The organism is Paenibacillus polysaccharolyticus (assembly GCF_900102085.1).
Lineage (GTDB): Bacteria > Bacillota > Bacilli > Paenibacillales > Paenibacillaceae > Paenibacillus > Paenibacillus polysaccharolyticus.
On sequence record NZ_FMVM01000017.1, the window covers coordinates 42,192 to 61,945 of the forward strand.

18 protein-coding genes are annotated in these 19,754 nt (G+C 45.6%); all 18 read right to left on the minus strand.

Going from position 1 to position 19,754, the window contains the following annotated elements; genetic code table 11:
* Positions 1-2: 2 nt before the first annotated feature.
* A complete protein-coding gene (nusA, locus tag BLQ13_RS22010) occupies positions 3-1,100 on the minus strand; it encodes a transcription termination factor NusA (protein ID WP_090923835.1) in 1,098 nt (365 codons plus the stop codon).
* A 123-nt stretch (positions 1,101-1,223) separates the two neighbouring features.
* On the minus strand, positions 1,224-1,685 hold the full coding sequence (rimP, locus tag BLQ13_RS22015) for a ribosome maturation factor RimP (protein ID WP_090923836.1): 462 nt from the start codon (positions 1,683-1,685) through the stop codon (positions 1,224-1,226).
* A 267-nt stretch (positions 1,686-1,952) separates the two neighbouring features.
* On the minus strand, positions 1,953-6,275 hold the full coding sequence (locus tag BLQ13_RS22020) for a PolC-type DNA polymerase III (protein ID WP_090923837.1): 4,323 nt from the start codon (positions 6,273-6,275) through the stop codon (positions 1,953-1,955).
* 148 nt (positions 6,276-6,423) lie between these two features.
* The gene (gene proS, locus BLQ13_RS22025) at positions 6,424-7,878 is read right to left on the minus strand and encodes a proline--tRNA ligase (protein WP_090923838.1); all 1,455 of its coding nucleotides are present in this window, start codon (positions 7,876-7,878) and stop codon (positions 6,424-6,426) included.
* A gap of 62 nt (positions 7,879-7,940) precedes the next feature.
* Positions 7,941-9,212 (minus strand): RIP metalloprotease RseP, encoded by a 1,272-nt coding sequence (rseP, locus tag BLQ13_RS22030; RefSeq protein WP_090923839.1) that lies wholly within the window; start codon positions 9,210-9,212, stop codon positions 7,941-7,943.
* A gap of 113 nt (positions 9,213-9,325) precedes the next feature.
* On the minus strand, positions 9,326-10,465 hold the full coding sequence (locus tag BLQ13_RS22035) for a 1-deoxy-D-xylulose-5-phosphate reductoisomerase (RefSeq protein WP_090923840.1): 1,140 nt from the start codon (positions 10,463-10,465) through the stop codon (positions 9,326-9,328).
* A 71-nt stretch (positions 10,466-10,536) separates the two neighbouring features.
* Positions 10,537-11,331, minus strand: coding sequence for a phosphatidate cytidylyltransferase (locus BLQ13_RS22040; RefSeq protein ID WP_090923841.1), 795 nt, complete (start codon positions 11,329-11,331; stop codon positions 10,537-10,539).
* 16 nt (positions 11,332-11,347) lie between these two features.
* The gene (locus tag BLQ13_RS22045) at positions 11,348-12,115 is read right to left on the minus strand and encodes an isoprenyl transferase (RefSeq protein WP_090923842.1); all 768 of its coding nucleotides are present in this window, start codon (positions 12,113-12,115) and stop codon (positions 11,348-11,350) included.
* An 89-nt stretch (positions 12,116-12,204) separates the two neighbouring features.
* Complete coding sequence (gene frr, locus BLQ13_RS22050; RefSeq protein ID WP_090923843.1) at positions 12,205-12,759, minus strand: ribosome recycling factor; 555 nt, start codon at positions 12,757-12,759, stop codon at positions 12,205-12,207.
* Positions 12,759-13,487 carry a UMP kinase gene (gene pyrH, locus BLQ13_RS22055; RefSeq protein WP_090923844.1) on the minus strand — a complete coding sequence of 243 codons (729 nt, stop codon included), beginning with the start codon at positions 13,485-13,487 and terminating at the stop codon, positions 12,759-12,761. Before pyrH ends, frr begins: the two co-directional genes overlap by 1 nt.
* A 231-nt stretch (positions 13,488-13,718) precedes the next feature.
* Complete coding sequence (gene tsf, locus BLQ13_RS22060; RefSeq protein WP_056700641.1) at positions 13,719-14,369, minus strand: translation elongation factor Ts; 651 nt, start codon at positions 14,367-14,369, stop codon at positions 13,719-13,721.
* Between the two features lie 123 nt (positions 14,370-14,492).
* A complete protein-coding gene (gene rpsB, locus BLQ13_RS22065; protein WP_024630243.1) occupies positions 14,493-15,191 on the minus strand; it encodes a 30S ribosomal protein S2 in 699 nt (232 codons plus the stop codon).
* Between the two features lie 243 nt (positions 15,192-15,434).
* On the minus strand, positions 15,435-16,025 hold the full coding sequence (locus tag BLQ13_RS22070) for an endolytic transglycosylase MltG (RefSeq protein WP_090923845.1): 591 nt from the start codon (positions 16,023-16,025) through the stop codon (positions 15,435-15,437).
* 2 nt (positions 16,026-16,027) lie between these two features.
* Positions 16,028-16,609, minus strand: a complete 582-nt coding sequence (locus BLQ13_RS22075; protein ID WP_090923846.1) for a hypothetical protein — start codon at positions 16,607-16,609, stop codon at positions 16,028-16,030.
* 63 nt (positions 16,610-16,672) lie between these two features.
* Positions 16,673-16,987: a hypothetical protein gene (locus BLQ13_RS22080; RefSeq protein ID WP_090923847.1), complete on the minus strand. Its 315-nt coding sequence runs from the start codon at positions 16,985-16,987 to the stop codon at positions 16,673-16,675.
* Between the two features lie 51 nt (positions 16,988-17,038).
* A complete protein-coding gene (locus BLQ13_RS22085; protein ID WP_090923848.1) occupies positions 17,039-18,448 on the minus strand; it encodes a DUF342 domain-containing protein in 1,410 nt (469 codons plus the stop codon).
* A 59-nt stretch (positions 18,449-18,507) separates the two neighbouring features.
* Complete coding sequence (locus tag BLQ13_RS22090) at positions 18,508-19,296, minus strand: FliA/WhiG family RNA polymerase sigma factor (RefSeq protein WP_090923849.1); 789 nt, start codon at positions 19,294-19,296, stop codon at positions 18,508-18,510.
* A gap of 15 nt (positions 19,297-19,311) precedes the next feature.
* A complete protein-coding gene (locus BLQ13_RS22095; RefSeq protein WP_090923850.1) occupies positions 19,312-19,752 on the minus strand; it encodes a hypothetical protein in 441 nt (146 codons plus the stop codon).
* Between the last annotated feature and the right edge of the window lie 2 nt (positions 19,753-19,754).

Genomic DNA, 19,754 nt, shown 5'->3' on the forward strand with positions numbered 1-19,754 from the left:
CTTTAGTCGACGGAGACGGAATCCTGATGCATTTCCGAAGAAGAATCTTTTTCTCTGCCGAATTCCTGCTCCGCCTGGCTCTCGCTCTTAATGTCGATCTTCCAGCCCGTTAATTTGGCTGCCAATCTAGCATTTTGACCTTTGATGCCGATGGCAAGGGACAGTTGATAGTCAGGAACGATCACCCGAGCCATCTTTTCCTCCTCAAACACGTGAACTTCTAAGACTTTAGAAGGACTCAGTGCATTCGCCACATATTCGTCCACTTGTTCGGAATAACGAACGATGTCGATTTTCTCACCGCGCAGCTCACCCACAATGGTCTGCACGCGCATCCCTTTTGGACCTACACAAGATCCAACCGGATCAACTTCCTCATTGCGAGAATGAACTGCGATTTTGGAACGGAATCCTGCTTCACGGGCAACCGAACGAATCTCAACTACACCGTCAAATATCTCAGGTACTTCCAGCTCGAAAAGGCGTTTTAAGAGGCCCGGATGAGTACGGGACAAAATGATTTGTGGCCCTTTGGTCGTATTCTCTACTTTGGTGATGTAAGCCTTGATGCGGTCACCGTGAACAAACTTCTCGTTCGGCATTAACTCTGTGAGTGGCAGTGCCGCTTCGATTTTGCCCAGGTCGATGTAGATATTGCGCAAATCCTGACGCTGCACTACTCCCGTAACGATATCTTCTTCCTTATCCACGAAAGCATTGTAGATCAGGCCACGTTCGGCTTCACGAATCCGCTGAGTTACAACCTGTTTAGCCGTTTGTGCGGCGATACGTCCAAAGTCGCGCGGCGTAACTTCAATCTCCGCAATATCTTCCAGCTGGAAGTGTGGATTAATTTCCCGTGCAGCAGGCAATGAAATCTCAGTGCGTGAATCCAGGACTTCTTCCACGATCAGTTTGCGGGCATATACGCGAATAACCCCCGTATTACGGTTCATGTCAACACGTACGTTCTGCGCCGTGTTAAAATTACGCTTGTAACTGGAGATAAGTGCAGCCTCGATCGCTTCAAACAGCACATCCTTGCTGATCCCTTTTTCCCGTTCCAATTCATTCATTGCTTCAATAAAATCCATACTCATGAATGTTGATCCCCCTTTCAAACATGGCATCCCATACGTAAAACGGCTAAGGCTCGAAACTTGTGAGCACCTTGCCGTTATCGTGAGATGTGTCTTTTTCATTAATCAAGTGAACAAGGCACTTTAAAACAAAATGGCCAAGCGCGCACTGGCAACCTTTTCATAAGAAATGGTATGCTGCTTCTTGCCTGCTTCAATCACAAGCTCCCCATTATCAAAGGAAAGCAGCTTGCCTTCGAATTCCTTTAATTTATTCACCGGCTCGTAGGTTGTAACAAATACGTTTTTGCCTACGGCTTTGGCAACATCCTCCGCTTTTTTCAGTGGACGCTCCGCACCGGGAGAAGACACTTCAAGGAAATAGACAGATGGGATCGGATCGTTCTCATCAAGCTTGGCGCTCAGCTTTTCGCTGATCAAGACACAATCGTCGATGTCGATTCCACCCTCTTTGTCGACATACACCCGTAAAAACCAGTTGCTGCCTTCTTTGACGTATTCGATGTCAACCAGCTCGAAGCCTTGTTCGTTCAAGTAGGGTTGGATCATTTCTTCCACGGTAGATTTAATATTCGTTGTGCTCAAAACCGATAACCTCCAACTTAGGTCACACCAACTATAATCGCTGGCAGATGATTAAATACCCAAGATTCTTGTATACCAAAGACTAAAGAGTGGGTTTCCCCACTCTTCAGAAATTCGTACTATCTCGTTCACTTCAAAAATTATAACATAGTCTGGTAATAGTGACAAGTAACCCACCTTTGCATACCAGCCACACTAATGAAGGAAAAATCGAAGTGTATGGCTTCAGACATAACAAATGAAGTTATCCTGCTAATTACCTGTCAATTAGAACAAGGACAGCTGATTGCTTTCAGGTAAACCACGGAAACATCCCATGTTGGTCAGCAACTCCACAATCGTTTTGGTTGCTTTGGACTTCTGCTGGAAATCCTCAATCGACAGAAATTCCCCATGCTCGCGGGCCGCTGCAATGTTACGAGCCGCGTTATCCCCAATACCTGCCAGTGCAGAGAATGGAGGAATCAGAGACTTCTCGTCCACAATGAATTTGGTCGCTTCTGAGCGGTACAGATCAATCGGTTTAAGCGAGAAGCCGCGAGCGGCCATCTCCAGTGCCATTTCAAGAACAGGAAGGCTGTTTTTCTCTTTTGGCGGCGCCTGGAAACCGAGCTGTTCGATCTCTACGATTTTGCGATAGATGGCATCATAACCTTGGCACACCAGCTCAATATCCAGCTCGTCTGCACGAACGGTAAAGTATGTCGCGTAATATTCAATCGGATGATACAGCTTGAAAAATGCTGTACGTACAGCTGAAATAACGTAAGCAGCCGCGTGGGCTTTCGGGAACATGTACTGGATTTTGAGACAGGAGTCAATGTACCATTGCGGTACCTTGCAGTTTTTCATCTCGTCAATCCATTCCTGTGGCAGTCCACGTCCTTTACGAACACTCTCTGTAATCTTAAAGGCCAGACTCGCATCCATTCCCGCCTTATAGATCAGGAACAACATGATGTCATCCCGGCAGCCAATTACCGTTTTGATGTTACATGTGCCGTTCTTGATCAGATCCTGCGCATTGCCAAGCCATACGCCAGTCCCGTGAGAAAGCCCCGAAATCTGCAACAAATCGGCAAAAGACGACGGCTGAGATTCGACAAGCATCTGACGCACGAATTTCGTACCCATCTCTGGCACACCGAATGTCGCAACAGGGGAGCGAATCTGCTCCGGGGTTACGCCAAGGGCATCCGTGGAGTTGAACATGCTCATTACCTTGGGATCATTCATCGGAATCGTTGTTGGATCAACGCCCGTAAGATCCTGCAGCATACGCATCATCGTCGGATCATCGTGTCCCAGAATATCAAGCTTCAACAGGTTTTCTTCAAATGCGTGATAGTCAAAGTGGGTCGTTTTCCACTCTGCTGTAACATCATCTGCCGGATACTGGACAGGTGTAACATCTTCCACCTCAATATAATCCGGTACAACGACGATTCCGCCGGGATGCTGTCCCGTGCTTCGCTTTACACCGGTACAGCCGGATGCCAGACGATTCAGCTCGGCGCCGCGCCATTTCTTTTGATGTTGTTCTTCGTATTTCTTCGCAAAACCAAACGCCGTTTTCTCAGCGACCGTTCCGATCGTACCCGCACGGAACACACTTTTCTCACTAAACAGCACTTTCGTGTAATTATGGGCATGGGGCTGATAATCCCCCGAGAAGTTCAAGTCGATATCGGGAACTTTATCCCCTTTAAACCCAAGGAAAGTTTCAAACGGAATATCCTGTCCTTCCCCTTTGAGTTTCCCACCACAATCAGGACATGGTTTGTCTGGCAAGTCAAATCCACTCGGTACACTACCGTCAAGGAACCATTCGCTGTGCTTACATTCAGGGTTCACGCAGATATAATGTGCAGGAAGCGGATTAACTTCCGAGATGCCCAGGAACGTTGCTACGACGGACGAACCCACTGATCCCCGCGAACCTACAAGATAACCATCTTGATTTGATTTTTTAACGAGACGTTCCGAGATCAGATAGTTGGCAGAAAATCCGTATTTGATGATTGGCTGCAATTCTTTTTCCAAACGAGCAATAATGACTTCCGGCAGGTCTTCACCATAGATCGATTTGGCCGTGTTGTAACAGGTGTTACGGATTTCCTCCTCCGCACCCTCCAAAATCGGCGTAAAGAGTTTGTCCGGAAATAGCTTGATCTCCTCAAAACGATCGGCTAGCTCAATGGTATTGGTAACCACAACTTCATACGCTTTATCCTGTCCAAGGAACTGGAATTCCTCCAGCATTTCGGCTGTCGTTCTGAAGTGAGCATCCGGTTTGCGCTGGTCTTTAAGCGGACTGAATCCGGTAATCCCATGAATCGTAATATCCCGATAAATTTTATCTCGTGGCTCCAAGTAATGAACATTACCTGTAGCAATGACAGGTTTATTCAATTTGGCGCCGATATCTACGACTTTACGAACCGCAAGTTTTAATTCTTCTGGCGTAGCCACAAGTCCTTTGTCCACCAGATGCATGTACATGGTCAATGGTTGGATCTCCAGAATGTCGTAAAACTCGGCGATTTCCTCGGCTTCTTCCACCGATTTGTTCAGGACAGCCTCGAAGAACTCACCTTTTTCACAACCGGATATAACAACCAGTCCTTCGCGCAAGCTTACCAGCTTGGACTTCGGTATACATGCAACACGTTTAAAATACTCGGTATGTGACAGGGAAACGAGCTTGTACAGGTTCTTCTTGCCCACATCATTCAAGGCATAAATTCCGCAGTGGAAAGGACGTGTATTCGACAAATCTACCCCAACGAAATCATTCAAACGATCCAGCATCGTCAGACCTTTTAATTGGGCTGCATCATTGATGAGTCCATTCAAAATGCCTGCCAAAGCAATCGTATCATCGATCGCCCGGTGATGGCTTTCCAGTGCAACTTTATATTTATCAGCCAGTGTATTCAACCGGTGATTTTTCATTTTTGGATATAAAAGACGAGCCAGTTCTAGGGTATCAAGCACCGGATTTGGTAGCTCAGGCATGTCCAGATTTTTGAGGGATGCCTGAATAAAGCCCATATCAAACCGTGCATTGTGCGCGACCAGTACACCATCTCCGGCAAAAGCAACAAAGTCACGAATAACCGGTTCAAGCTCTGGTGCATCTTTTACCATCTCATCTGTAATGTTGGTTAACTGTTGAATGTTGTATGGGATTCGTTCATGCGGATTGACAAAGGTAGCAAAACGATCCACCTCTTTGCCCTCTTGAACTTTGACAGCGGCGATCTCAATGATTTTGTTCTGCGTTACCGACAGTCCCGTGGTCTCGATATCAAATACGATATACGTCGCCGTTTTCAGATCCATTGATTGTGGATTTAGCACAACCGCTACAGAGTCATTCACCACATTCGCTTCCAGGCCGTAGATCATCTTAATCCCATTTTTCTTGGCTGCCTTGGATGCTTCCGGGTAAACCTGAACACCACCGTGGTCCGTTACGGCAATGGCCTTATGTCCCCAATCAGCAGCTGTTTTGACATATTTATCAATGGACGTTACGGCATCCATCGTGCTCATCGTGGAGTGTAAGTGGAATTCTACACGTTTCTCCTCCGCTGTATCCTTACGAGATGGCGGTGCCTTGATTTCAGTCAGATCCGAAGGAATCATAGCAAGCTCAGGAATTTGCATAAACCGGTCGTACTCTACACGTCCGCGAACTTTTACCCATTTTCCATTCGCCAGCAAGCTGAGAATTTTGACATCTTCTTTGGTTTTGGCAAACATCTTCATTTGCATTGAATCCGTAAAGTCTGTCAGATAAAAGGTGAATAACGTATTTCCATTCCGCAGTTCCTTGCGGTCCAGACCAAAGATCGTTCCCTGGAGTGTAATTTTCTTCTCCTCATCCTGAACTTCCTGCATTGGAACAGCCGGCTCTTTGATCTCATACCCCATCTGCAACCGCACATCACCTTGATCTTCTTCTTCCGGCAGTTCCGTCTCGATGACTTCACTCATCATTTTTTCGATTACCTGTCGTTCTTCTACTTTCTTCTGGGCCTGGAATTGCTCCATCGCCTCTTTGTTGCTTCCCGCTTCGCCCACCTGCATTTTAATACGCAGTGGCAAGTGAAAATACTTCTCGTAGAATCGAGTAATAGCTTGGTCAATCTGCTTCTTGCGAGCAAGTTCCATAGATGTGGAATCACTCATCGTCAGTTGCAGCAGATCGTCTTCACATTCCACTGTCGCACGATTCATCCAACCATTTACAGACGGAATTTCACGAGTAACCCACTCCAGAAACAGGTTCCAATACTCATTTACGATATCATTAGACAGCACCTTGTCTGTATATTTAAAAGCAAATGTAATTTTAGCTATATGATTTAACTTCTCCTGAATATGCAGACTGAACGTTCGATAGATCGGCGCTGGCACCAGTGTGTCCTTTCCAATCTGAATATGCCATTCGCGATTCGTACGATTGGTCTCGACCTGTTCAATCCACCCATCCAGGAAATAAGGGTCAGTCAAACCTGCCGGAAGTTCTGCCTGTTTCATCAACAACTCAAACCGTTTTCTCTTCTCCTCAAATCCACTCATCGTGTTCCTCCTGTGCCCCCTTAAAACATGAAAAGCCTCTGTATTCAAAAATGTCCCCGATCCGAACCCGCACCGATCCATTTTATCCGACAGAAGCTCTTCATTCATTACTAAACCGGTGAATAAGCTCTCTTCATCAAGCCGTCAACTAGTATGCTCTTGCAAACACAACAGTGTGCTGCGCTTTTTCACCACACGCCAGGCATGTGTGCTTTTCTTCCGCAGGCTGGAACGGGATGTTCCGACTGGTTGCACCCGTGACTTCTCTTACTTTATCTTCACATACTTCTGATCCACACCAGCCAGCCAGTGTAAATCCACGTTTGTTTTCCATCAGTTCTTTCATCTCATCCAGTGTGTCTACGGAGTAGAAGTTGTCTGACATAAATGTACGAGCACGATCAAGCATGTCTGCCTGAACTTTAGTTAACATCGTTTGAATCTCTTCAACGAGGTTTGCTTGCTCAACCACTTTCTTCTCTCCAGTAATACGGGAGACAAGAACACATACGCCGTTCTCCATATCACGAGGGCCAATCTCCAAACGGATCGGTACACCACGCATCTCATACTCGTTGAACTTCCAGCCTGGACGAACATCACTGCGATCATCCATTTTCACACGAATACCTGCTTTTTTCAGTTCAGCAAACAATTCATCCGCACGACCTACAACGGCATCACGTGTTTTTGGCGGTCCAATCGGGATCATCACCACTTGCGTTGGTGCCACTTTTGGCGGCAGCACAAGACCACGGTCATCTCCGTGAACCATAATCAAAGCTCCGATCAAACGTGTACTTGTTCCCCATGAAGTGGTATGCGCAAGTTCCAGAACGTTATCACGGCTCAAATATTGAATTTCAAAGGCTTTGGCAAAGTTCGTTCCCATGTAGTGAGAAGTACCTGCCTGTACGGCACGTCCATCTTTCATCATGGCTTCAATCGAGAACGTATCCACAGCCCCGGCAAACTTCTCGGATTTGGTCTTCTGCCCCGTAATAACCGGAATGGCAAGGTATTCTTCGACTACTTCACGGTAGATTTCAAGCATTTTCATCGTTTCTTCGCGAGCTTCTTCTTCTGTCTCGTGCGCTGTATGCCCCTCTTGCCACAGGAACTCACTCGTGCGAAGGAACGGCAACGTTCTCTTTTCCCAACGAACCACGTTAGCCCATTGGTTAATCAATACTGGCAGATCACGATAGGACTGAATCCATTTGGAGTACATATGTCCAATGATCGTTTCGGAAGTTGGGCGGATCGCCAAACGTTCTTCGAGCTTTTCTCCGCCTGCTTCAGTTACCCAAGGCAACTCAGGGTTAAACCCTTCTACGTGCTCTTTTTCCTTTTGGAAAAAGCTTTCGGGAATGAACATTGGGAAGTACGCGTTGCGATGGCCCGTTTCGCGGAAACGGCGATCCATCTCATCCTTGATGTGCTCCCAAATTTCGAAGCCGTCCGGTTTAAATACAATGCAGCCACGAACCGGTGAGTAGTCCATCAGATCTGCTTTTTTAATAACATCAATGTACCAGCGAGAGAAATCCTCACCCTGCGGTGTAATTTCTGTCACGAACTGTTTATCGTTTTCCTTTGACATAAGACTCCAGCGTCCTCCCATAACGACTAGTACTGAATACTCAGCACATAGTCAAACCGTAATTATCCGTTAATTAAACGTAGTATATCATTATATGTTACAGCCAGCATTAGCACAAAGAGCATCGCGAACCCGACAAAATGCACCATACCTTCCCGGTTAGGGTCAACCGGACGTCCTCGCAACGCTTCGATTCCGAGGAAAACGAGACGGCTTCCATCAAGCGCAGGAATCGGGAGCAAATTGAAAATTCCCAAATAAAGGCTTAGAATCGCCGCCCATCTTGTTAATTGCTCGATACCTTGCTTGGCGATCTGACCAGTTACCTCAAACGTACGCACAGGTCCACCAATGTCATCCATGCTAAACTGATTAATCAAATGTCTGAATCCTTCAAAGATAACCCTGGTCGTATCCACCATAGCTACTCCCGAGAACTTAAACATTTCCACGAATCCAACAGAACGAGTCGGCAAGACAGGCGCAATGCCTACCTTTCCGCCTTCCTGACCTTCTACCGCACGAGGTGTAATCGTGACATTAAATGTCTCGTTCCCACGGCGCAGAGTCCATTCCATCGGCTTGTCTTTGGACTCAGCAATCATGGATACCATCTTCTTAGAATCCGTACCGATAACTGTACCGTTAATGGTTTCAATGATATCGCCCTTTTGTAGATTCGCTTGATCTGCCGCTCCGCCTTTAAACACTTCACCGATCTGCAAATTCTTTGGATTTTCCACCGGAACGCCTGCCATCTGTGCATAAACAGCGAACAGAACAAAAGCAAGAATAAAGTTCATGAGTGGACCTGCAAAAATTGCCATAGCTCGTTGAGCAACCGTTTTACTGCCGAACTGTCGATCTTTAGGCGCAATTTGTGTCTGCTTGCCTCGGCTGACCAACATTGCTTGTGGATGTATTTGATAATGCTGCACTTCGCCATCCACATCCAGTTGTAACTTAAGCGCGTTCTCCATATCAATGGAGATCACTTCACCGCGAATTACATTTTTACGGTTATCCAATTGGTCCAAATAGATCATTTTGACCTGATTGTCCACAGTTCGTACCGCTATGGTCTGTCCTTCTTGAATCTCAATCAGTTCCGGGTCTTCTCCTGCCATCCGTGCATATCCGCCAAAAGGCAGCAAGCGCAGTGTGAACTGCGTCTCATTTCTTTTATATGAGAATAATTTGGGACCAAAACCGATCGCAAATTCCCGTACAAGAATGCCGGCGCGCTTGGCAAAATAATAATGCCCCCATTCATGCACCGTTACGATGACAAAGAACATAAGCACCGTTAGAAATACCACTTGTATGGTTTCCAATCCCTATTCATCCTCCTTCACGGCACGTACCGCAGTCTGTCCCTCTAGACTATCATTATTCTCTAATCCCGCACAAGAGAATCGCTTCGTTCCGTTTACCTCAAAAAAAGAGATTACAGCACGGAAGCAAGCTTGCGGCTATCCTGATCACAGGCAGCAATTTGCTCCAGATCAGGGTTGTCCACATTTTGGTGCGCTTCTAGCACTGAGGCAATGATATCTTCTATTTTAAGGAATGAAATCTCTTTCCGCAAGAATCGTGCTACAGCAACCTCATTGGCTGCATTAAAAGCCGTCGTTGCAGTCCCTCCCATTTTACCACATTCATATGCCATTCTTAAACACGGGAAACGATCCATATCCATCTCCCTAAAATGAAGTTGTCCAACTTGGGCAAGAGACAACCGTTTTGCCGGAGAAGGCATACGGTCAGGATAGGTCAAAGCATATTGAATGGGGACACGCATATCCGGAGTACCAAGCTGCGCAATGATACTTGTGTCTTCAAATTCCACATAAGAATGAATGATGCTCTCTGGATGAAGTAGTACATCAATCTGTTCATAATCAAGACCAAACAACCAATGTGCCTCAATGACTTCAAGGCCTTTGTTAACCATCGTTGCTGAGTCAATCGTGATTTTTGAACCCATGGACCAGTTTGGATGCTTGAGTGCATCCTCTACAGTCACCTGCTGTAGTTGCTCACGTGTAAGATGTCGAAATGAACCACCTGATGCAGTCAATGTAATTCCAGCCACACTGGAGCGATTCTCTCCATTCAAACACTGGAAAATTGCCGAGTGTTCACTGTCAACAGGTAAAATAGAAACTCCTTTGGCTACTGCCCTCTCCATAACGATGTGTCCAGCTGTAACCAGAGTCTCCTTGTTGGCAAGTCCAATCTGTTTTCCGGACTCGATCGCTGCAAGCGTAGACTCCAGCCCAACACTTCCTACAACAGCCGTAACAACCGTGTCTGCATCTGTTCCTGCAGCAACCTCGATGAGACCTTCTGAACCGTAATACACTTTCGTGCCTGCTGGCACATGTGGAGCAATCTTATCAGCCAACTCTTTTGATCCTACCGAAATCTTTTTAGGCTGATAACGTCTAGCTTGCTCGATCAGCAAATCTGTATTGCCCCCTGCAGCTAGTGCTTCCACTTGAAAGTGTTCTGGATGCATATCAACAACATCCAATGTCTGTGTCCCAATCGACCCTGTCGAACCAAGAATCGCTATTTTTTTCATTAATGCACCTCACCTCTAACGAATCCAATGCTTGTGGGCGAGCCACCTTAGTCATCTTAAGCTGTCTTCTTCTAATATGGCAGTAGCATCAGTATATGTACAAATGGAAACACCACAATCCAACTGTCGCACCGATCCAGAATACCACCATGCCCAGGAAGAAGATTGCCTGAATCCTTAATGTTGTAAACGCGTTTGTAGGCTGACTGGATCAAGTCACCCATCTGACCAACTACTGCACAAGCAATCCCGATGAGAATTGCTCTCTGCCAGGAGAGCAAGCCATCTGATACCAAGGCAAACACCACCGCGGTGGCAATCGCAATAACAATGCCGCCGAGTGCGCCTTCCACGGTTTTGTTTGGACTGATCGAAGGCCAAAGTTTGTTTTTCCCAATCCACTTACCTACAAAATATGCTCCGGCATCACTTGCCCAGATTGAACCTAACAGAAGGAAAGTCCAGAATAAACCATGATATAAATGTCTAGACTCTGCGATGTAATAGAATCCTGTTCCAATATACAACACGCCGATGAAAAGCATAGCGACTGTATTAATTGGTAATCTGTTCTTAGTGACAACCGAAGCGGTCATCAAAATGAGCATGATGATCCACGAAATTTGAAACAAGGATAACGGTCTTACATCCCATACCATTTCCCAAGGAAATACCATAGAAACAATTCCAGCATATCCGATTAGGGCTACACCTGAAAACGGCTTCACCCCGGTCATTTTCACAAATTCATAATAACCGATGAGAGCCATAAGCAAGACCAATCCGTGATACCAAGGCCCGCCAAGCATACAAAAACCCAAAAACAACACACCTGCAATAATTCCCGTCGTTAATCGCTGTTTCAACGGCTTCATCCTCCATCTATTTCAAACCGCCGTAACGCCTTGTTCTGCGCTGATATTCGGCTACTGCTTCAAGCAGATGCTGTTTGCCAAATTCGGGCCAGTATATATCCGTAAACCATAATTCGCTATATGCAAGCTGCCATAACATAAAATTGCTCAGTCGCAGTTCTCCGCTCGTTCGAATCAACAGATCCGGATCTGGCATATCTGCGGTCAGCATATGTTTGTCGATGAGTTCAGGTGTGATATCTTCTGCAGCCAGCTCCCCCGACTTTACCTGCAGAGCAATGTCTCTCACACATTCCGTCATCTCCCGGCGGCTTCCATAGTTCATTGCAAAGTTCAACACCAGACCAGTGTTATGCTCCGTAAGACGAATAGCTTCCCGCAAAGCATTAACCGTATGTGAAGGCAGATGTTCCTCATGTCCCATCATACGGATACGCACATTTTTTTCGATCAGTTCTTCTAACTCAATAGCCAAAAACTCTTGCGGAAGTCTCATCAGAAAATCCACTTCTTCTTTTGGACGCGTCCAGTTTTCTGTCGAAAAAGCGTACATCGTCAGATATTTGATGCCCAGTTCATCCGCCGCGATGGTTGCACGTTTGACTGCCTTCATGCCGTTCTGGTGTCCAGCTATACGCGGGAGACCCAGACGTTTGGCCCATCGTCCATTGCCGTCCATAATGATGGCGACGTGCTGCGGGATATTATCCTCGGATATAGTCAGCGTTTCCTGCTTGTCAGCCCCATTCCACCACGACCGAACCCGTTTGATCATTCCTGTTCCTCCAAAATCCCTGAAGTTTCTTCATCTGAAGCTTGGAAAAAGAGACAAAACCCCACCGTATTGGAGGGGCTGCGCTTGTCTTACACTTCCATGATTTCTTTTTCTTTGGCAGCAAGTACCTTATCGACTTCAGCGATAAATTTATCAGTCGACTTTTGGATGTCGTCCTGATGTCTCCGGGATTCATCTTCGGAAATCTCGGACTTTTCCATTTTCTTAATATCATCATTCGCATCACGGCGAATGTTACGAATCGCAACTTTACCTTCTTCGCCAAACTTTTTGGTTAGTTTGACAAGCTCAGCTCTACGCTCTTCCGTCAGCGGCGGAATAGCGAGACGAATCATACTGCCATCGTTAGCCGGGGTCAGACCCAGGTCTGATTTCATAATCGCACGTTCGATATCACTCATCGCTGATTTGTCCCAAGGCTGAATCATCAATGTCCGAGAATCCGGTGTACTGATATTTGCCAATTGGTTCAGAGGTGTCATTGCACCATAATACTCAACTTGCACACGATCCAGAAGAGCAGGCGTTGCACGACCTGCACGCAACGTAGCTAGGTCACGGCGCAATGCCTGAATCGCTTTTTCCATACGCTCTTCAGCATGTTGTTTAACTGCTTGTGGCATTAATCTACACTCCCTTTAACGATTGTTCCGATACGCTCGCCCAGAACAACACGTTTGATGTTACCTTGTTCAGTAATGTTGAATACAATCAACGGAATGTTGTTATCCATGCAGAGCGAGGACGCCGTTGAATCCATTACGCCAAGGTTTTTGTTAAGTACATCCAGGTATGTCAACTGCTCAAACTTTTCAGCTGTGCTGTCTTTGAATGGATCTGCCGAATAGACACCATCCACTTTATTTTTAGCCATCAAGATCACTTCTGCTTCAATCTCCGCTGCGCGCAGTGCTGCTGTTGTATCCGTGGAGAAGAACGGATTACCTGTACCTGCTGCAAAAATAACGACACGGCCTTTCTCCAGATGACGAATGGCTTTACGACGAATGTACGGCTCAGCAATCTGCTGCATAGCAATTGATGTCTGCACACGAGTTGGCACTTCAATCTGTTCAAGTGCGTCTTGCAGCGCCAGAGAGTTCATCACCGTCGCGAGCATACCCATATAGTCCGCAGTTGCACGATCAATCCCGTTTTCACTGCCAGCAATGCCGCGCCAGATGTTTCCTCCGCCGCATACAATCGCAACCTGTACGCCAAGCGCAACTACATCTTTTACCTGCTGGGCAATGGATGAAATCGTTACTGCATCAATGCCATAGCCGTTTTGACCGGAAAGAGACTCTCCGCTCACCTTTAAGACAACACGTTTAAATACTGGCTGTTCCAATTGTTCACCCTCCACTTTGAATTGAACACCTTCCAGTGTCCAACCAACAAAACTTCTCGCGCATGGACTCCTGCTTAAAAAGAAAGGAACACAGAAGTGTTCCGCTCTTTTAGGAAAAACAAATTGCCGTTCAGTCATTGTTTTCCTGAGATATAAGGGAGTTTACGCTTCGAAGTTTCATCATTCTTATATCTTCGAAAATCAATCCTGCTTTGTCGGCTTGATAACGTCTTATTTGTTAACTTGGGACATAACTTCTTCTACGAAGTTATCCACTTTTTTCTCCAAACCTTCACCCAGTTCGTAACGAACGAAACGACGGATGGAGATGTTTTCACCAATTTGGCTGATTTTTTCATTCAACAATTGGGAAATTGTTTTGTCTGGATCTTTAACAAAAGTTTGTTCCATCAGGCAATATTCTTCGTAGTATTTACCGATACGGCCTTCAACCATTTTTTCAATGATTTTTTCTGGTTTACCTTCGTTAAGAGCTTGAGCTTTCAAGATTTCTTTTTCTTTTTCCAACTCATCTGTAGGAACTTCTTCGCGTGTAACATATTTAGGATTAGCTGCAGCGATTTGCATAGCTACGTCTCTAACGAAATCCTTAAATTGATCTGTTTTACCAACGAAGTCAGTTTCGCAGTTAACTTCAACCAAGACACCGATACGTCCGCCAGCGTGGATGTAAGATTCTACAGCGCCTTCAGTAGCTGCACGACCTGCTTTGCTTGCTGCTGCAGAAAGACCTTTTTCACGCAACAATTCAGCCGCTTTCGTTACATCACCGTTTGCTTCTTCCAGTGCTTTCTTACAATCGAGCATACCAGCGCCCGTTCTTTCGCGAAGTTCTTTTACTGCACTCGCATTAACTGCCATTATAAATTCCCTCCAGATTAAGTATTGTACGTACACGTACACTCTAAAAAAAGGGCAGTGAGAGGTTATCCACCTACCAACCACCCTTTTCATTTAATTCATGAATGTTATGTTCGAAAACTATTAAGCGGAAGTTTCTTCGCCTTGGTTAGCTTCGATAACGGCATCAGCCATTTTACCTGTCAGCAATTTAACAGCGCGGATCGCGTCGTCATTACCTGGGATAACATAATCGATCTCGTCTGGATCGCAGTTAGTATCAACGATACCAACGATTGGGATACCCAATTTGCGAGCTTCAGCAACAGCGATACGCTCTTTGCGTGGATCGATGATGAACAGGGCGCTAGGCAGGCCTTTCATATTTTTAATACCGCCCAAGAATTTCTCGAGACGATCTTTTTCTTTGCGAAGCAAGATAACTTCTTTTTTAGGCAGAACAGCGAAAGTACCGTCTTCTTCCCAAGCTTCCAACTGTTTCAAACGATCAATACGTTTTTGAATAGTAGAGAAGTTAGTCAGGGTACCGCCGAGCCAACGTTGGTTGATGTAGAATTGACCAGCGCGTTCAGCTTCTTCTTTAACGGAATCTTGAGCTTGTTTCTTAGTACCTACGAAAAGAATAGTACCATTCTCGCCTGCGATTCCTTTAACGAAGTTGTAAGCCTCTTCGACTTTTTTCACCGTTTTTTGCAAATCGATGATGTAAATTCCGTTTCTTTCAGTGAAGATATAACGATCCATTTTTGGGTTCCAACGACGAGTCTGGTGACCGAAGTGTACCCCAGCTTCGAGAAGCTGCTTCATGGAGATTACTGCCATCTTCACACACCTCCTAATATGGTTTTTTATTGTGTCCTCCGCCAGCATCATTTTTCGCTAAGACTCTCCATTAGGAAAGCACCCTCAACAAAATTAGCACAGCGTGTGTTTTAACACCGTTATCTAATATATCATAAGTGTCAGCCTGTTGCAACATTTTCTAAATCTAAATTTTATAGTTTCATTACATCAAAAATAACCCATCTATCATCAAAAAGAACCGTCCAGTCCGAGCATGTACGCTCAGCTTGACGGTTCTTTGGTAATTTTGGCGATAATCGACTTAAAACTCTCACCCTTTTCAAGAGAGTACGTGCCCACTTGAATTTTTTTATTAATACCTTGAGACTTCCCTGCCTTGATAAAGGCTTGTGCATCGTCCACAATACCGGCTTCTTTCAGATTTTCGGCAACCATAACCAAACTATTTCCAGAACGAACCTTAAATGTTACGGCCGGTCCATTAGGTTTAGTTGGCGTCACAGGTGTATTCGTCTTGGGTTGATCTGTCTGTGGCTGCATTGGTTCTGTCGGTTCTGCAGCAGAGGTGGTTTGCTGTGGTTTTTCAGCTGACTTCCCTTGCATCTGGTTGCTTTCCTGCTTTTTCTTTGACACCCATTCGGCTTCAGTATATAACTCGTCCTGAGTACCAACCAGTTTCATATCCAGACTCTTTGCTGCTGTTTCCAATTGTTCTTTCGTCCAATTGTCACGTTGTACCGGTTCCAAATTACTGTCAGACAGGGCTTTTTGCCCCACCGTAGCTAGTTGAAGCAAGATTGCTCCTGTAATCATGCCACTTCCTATACCAATCCACAAAGATCGCTTGTCCATGGTCAGCTCTCCTCCCGCTCTGCAAGCTGCAGTATTAATTGCACCTCACCAAGCTGTATGCCTGTTTGTCTAGAAATAGCATCCATAGACTTTCCTTCATCATGTAGCCTAAAAAGCTCTGTGTAACGATCTTTAATCGATTCACGCTTCTGATCTTTTCCTTGCTGCGGGTTATCTTGTAGCTCTGATGCTGATGCAATTTGTTGATTCGTTTCAGCCCTGACACTGTCCATGAGGCTTTGTGCTTGTAAACCCTCTGATCTCTGGCCCATTATGTTCTCTGCAGTGCTGAATTCAGTTGTCTTAACCTTTTGCTGCTCCAGCTGGTCAAGCCGTTGTTGTAATTCTTGAAGCTGTGACTGCATCCGATGATCTGCTGCGGTGGCTTCACCTTTGAGTTCAGCCACACGTTGAATAAGAGCATCGTTATCTTGTTCAATCTCTGTCATATAATGTTCAAGCGTTGACTCCATCTCCTGCACCAACTGATGCGATGGTTGCTGTACTTTGTCCTTACGAGGCATTATGAATGCATAAGCAATTGCGCAAGCTCCTAATATGACAATAATGATCCATGGTGACAAATTGCTTCTCTCCTTTTGTTACGACCACCCTCGGGCGCAAGCTTCCAGCATGTTTGTAGTCTTTTACATAGACAGATCAATATGTTTACCTTTGTAGGGATGTTCAGCAGGTTTCAAGTGCTCCTGCTCATCCATCATTTCCCGTCCATCAGTCCCACTATGCTGGTCTCGCCCGTCTGCATGACCATCTCGTACCGAAGTATGCGATGTCTCAGCCATGGCTTCACTGCGCTGCCGTGCCTCATTGGCTTCTTTATTCGTCTGTTCGGCGAGCAGATTCTGGTCAGTAACCGGTCTCTGCTGGGCTTCACTTTGATATCGTCCCGCTTCACTCGTTCGCGGTACCGCAATCTGCAACTCCACTGCTTTGAAACTCATACGCTCACCTCACGGTTTCGAATGGATTTCCTCAAAAGGATGTTGCTGGTTTTAAACGTACGGCACCATGGTAATATCTCCGTCCTGATAATAAAATGACATTCGGCTAACGGGATCTTTAATAAATTTCGTATATCTGCCGATAACTATTTTAGAGCCCCCGTAGATCATCTTCAAAATATCAACACGAGCTCTGCTTGTATCTTCAAGTACCTTTTCAATTTCCAAGATACGCATTTTCATTTCTTCACTCTGATGAAGAGCCGATTTTTGAGTTGAGTTTAATTTGATTCTCATCGCCATCTTGTCTGGCGTTAGTTGTCCTGCTGCAGCCAGTTGATCAAGTAGAGTCAATGCTTTCTTGGTTTTATCCAAGGAGTCCATCTGTTCTCTCATTTCTTTACGCAATTCATTCATTTCGTTTCGGAGTCTTGGTAGCACGCCAACCTCAATCGAGGTGACTGTAGACATCGTGTTACCAACAACACGCGCAGATACGTGCTCTCCGGCCTGTGTTGAGCCGCCAACGATAAGTCCTTTTGTTCCTGCACAGATTACAGCATGACCCGCACGTACATTGGAGTGCATAATACTTTGGGATACAAGTACATCTTCACCTGCATCAACATTGCCTTCTTGAATGAATGTGCATTTCACATGATGCCCGGCATGAATTAAACCTTTGTTGTAACCGATGATGCCACCGGTAATTTCGATAGAGCCACCTGCCTCCAGCTCTGCTCCTTCGACACCTCCGACGACACGAATGTCACCTGCCGCTTTTACCTTAAAGCCAGTTAGTACATTGCCTCGGATCACGACATTACCTACAAAGTCAATATTTCCATGCTTATAATCGACATCACCATTGACTTCGTACACTGGAAATACGTTAAGCTTGTTTCCATCTGTCCTGCTCACCAAGCCGTCAATTGCAGCATACATCGCAGAACCGTCAGGACTGACAACAACGTTTTTTCCAACTTTGAATCGGGCTTCTTTTCCGGAACGAAAAGGGATTTCTTCACCAGTCACTGCTTTACCTGGTGTGCCATCTACAGGATCGATACGCTTTGCAATGATCTGACCACTGCGCACATTGTCTAACTGTATCAGCTCTTTGTAATCCACTTTTCCATCTTCTGCTTCAAGTGGCCGTTGCTCTCTGTCATCTTCTTTACCAATCAAAACTTGAATATATCCATCAATCCCTTGTACAGGAGAAACGCCTTCGGCTATCTTGCATTTATCTTTCAGGTAGGCAGACGGGTTATTCACAAATACTAGTAATGCTTCTCGCAATAGACCATGCTTAACGCCCTTGCTCTCCACAAATTGTTCAAGCTCTTCCGTGGTACAGGAAAAGCCTTCTTCTTCGTTGTAATATTCAAGATAAGCGATGCATTTATCATCGGATAAAACAACGTTTAGTGATTTTTCCATAACAGTCCGTTGTGTCAACGCAGATCTTCCTCCTTATTAGCCTGTCCACTCCCTATACGTATCTTAACTTCTGCTCTCTAGTCTTTACGCATCAGTAGATCTTTTTGTTTATCCAGTGTGCCGCGAAGCCGCAATATAGCTTTGGAATGTAGTTGGGAGATACGAGACGGCGAAAGAGACATGACCTCTGCAATTTCACTTAAAGAAAGGTCTTCGTAATATAAAAGGGAGACGACCGTTCGTTCTTTCACTGTCAGCTTCTCAAGCCCTTGGACCAGCGCTTCTTTTAAATAAAATTCATTGACTTTATAATCCGGATTTTTGGCTTTTTCATCTACCATTAAAGACAGACGTGTCTCTGACTCTTCTTCCCGGATCGGATCTTCCAGCGAGCAGAGCGACATAACTGCCACCTCCTGAAGCATATGTTGAAAATCCTTTGTTGACACGTCCAGATACTGGCTCATTTCTTCATCACTCACAGAACGCAAATAGGTCTGCTCCAATTGCTGGTAGGCATCTTCAATCCGTTTGGCTTTTTCACGTACAGATCTGGGAACCCAGTCTCCTTGACGTAATCCGTCGAGTATGGCTCCGCGAACCCTCCATGAAGCATATGTCTCGAATTGCAAGCCTCGTTCATAGTCGAATTTTTCCAGTGCATCAATTAGACCCATTACCCCGTTGCTTTCCAAGTCATCTTTCGGAACGTTTTTGGGTAAACCAACGGCCAGACGGCCTGACACATAGTTAACAATATGAAGATATTTTTCGATCAACAATTTCTTTGCTTCAAGATCTCCGTATTCTTTCCACTTTTCCCACAGATCTGAATGGTTCAAATGTGAAGCTTTACGCTCGTTCAATTGCTTTCACCCTCCTTATTTGTCTGTCAGGTGACGAACGGCCTGCGCCAACTCCTCCGGGTCCTTGGTCCGGACAAGTTTAGGCGGATCCAAGGGAGCAAATCCCGTTGGAGCTTTCGTCTCAGATGGCGGATGATTAGCCCCGGCGGAGTCGCTCTGTCCGTTCTTGAGCAAGTCATTCAGCTCTTGTCCATCGTCTTCGAGTTTGATGTCCACCTGTGAACCTCTTAGATCTTGAGTACCCTCTGAAGCATAACCAGATCCATTTTCTACATGAGGGCTAAACAATATGCCCAATCCCCAACGCAGACCATATGCAAGAACATACCAGGCTGCGAATCCAATTAATCCGCGTATTAAACTGGTCATCAACACATTGCTGCTGAATGCTACAAAAAAAGTCAGAACGAATCCGACTATGCCTGCTCCAAGATTAATGCGGTAGTTTCCTATCATGT

Bases quoted from the DNA above. Each gene is read 5' to 3' on its own strand.
- BLQ13_RS22035 (WP_090923840.1), bottom strand. From the start codon at position 10,465: ATGAAAAAAATAGCGATTCTTGGTTCGACAGGGTCGATTGGGACACAG.
- nusA (WP_090923835.1), bottom strand. From the start codon at position 1,100: ATGAGTATGGATTTTATTGAAGCAATGAATGAATTGGAACGGGAAAAA.
- proS (WP_090923838.1), bottom strand. From the start codon at position 7,878: ATGTCAAAGGAAAACGATAAACAGTTCGTGACAGAAATTACACCGCAG.
- rpsB (WP_024630243.1), bottom strand. From the start codon at position 15,191: ATGGCAGTAATCTCCATGAAGCAGCTTCTCGAAGCTGGGGTACACTTC.
- BLQ13_RS22020 (WP_090923837.1), bottom strand. From the start codon at position 6,275: ATGAGTGGATTTGAGGAGAAGAGAAAACGGTTTGAGTTGTTGATGAAA.
- BLQ13_RS22045 (WP_090923842.1), bottom strand. From the start codon at position 12,115: ATGATCAAACGGGTTCGGTCGTGGTGGAATGGGGCTGACAAGCAGGAA.
- BLQ13_RS22080 (WP_090923847.1), bottom strand. From the start codon at position 16,987: ATGAGTTTCAAAGCAGTGGAGTTGCAGATTGCGGTACCGCGAACGAGT.
- frr (WP_090923843.1), bottom strand. From the start codon at position 12,759: ATGCCACAAGCAGTTAAACAACATGCTGAAGAGCGTATGGAAAAAGCG.
- BLQ13_RS22070 (WP_090923845.1), bottom strand. From the start codon at position 16,025: ATGGACAAGCGATCTTTGTGGATTGGTATAGGAAGTGGCATGATTACA.
- tsf (WP_056700641.1), bottom strand. From the start codon at position 14,369: ATGGCAGTTAATGCGAGTGCAGTAAAAGAACTTCGCGAAAGAACGGGC.
- BLQ13_RS22095 (WP_090923850.1), bottom strand. From the start codon at position 19,752: ATGATAGGAAACTACCGCATTAATCTTGGAGCAGGCATAGTCGGATTC.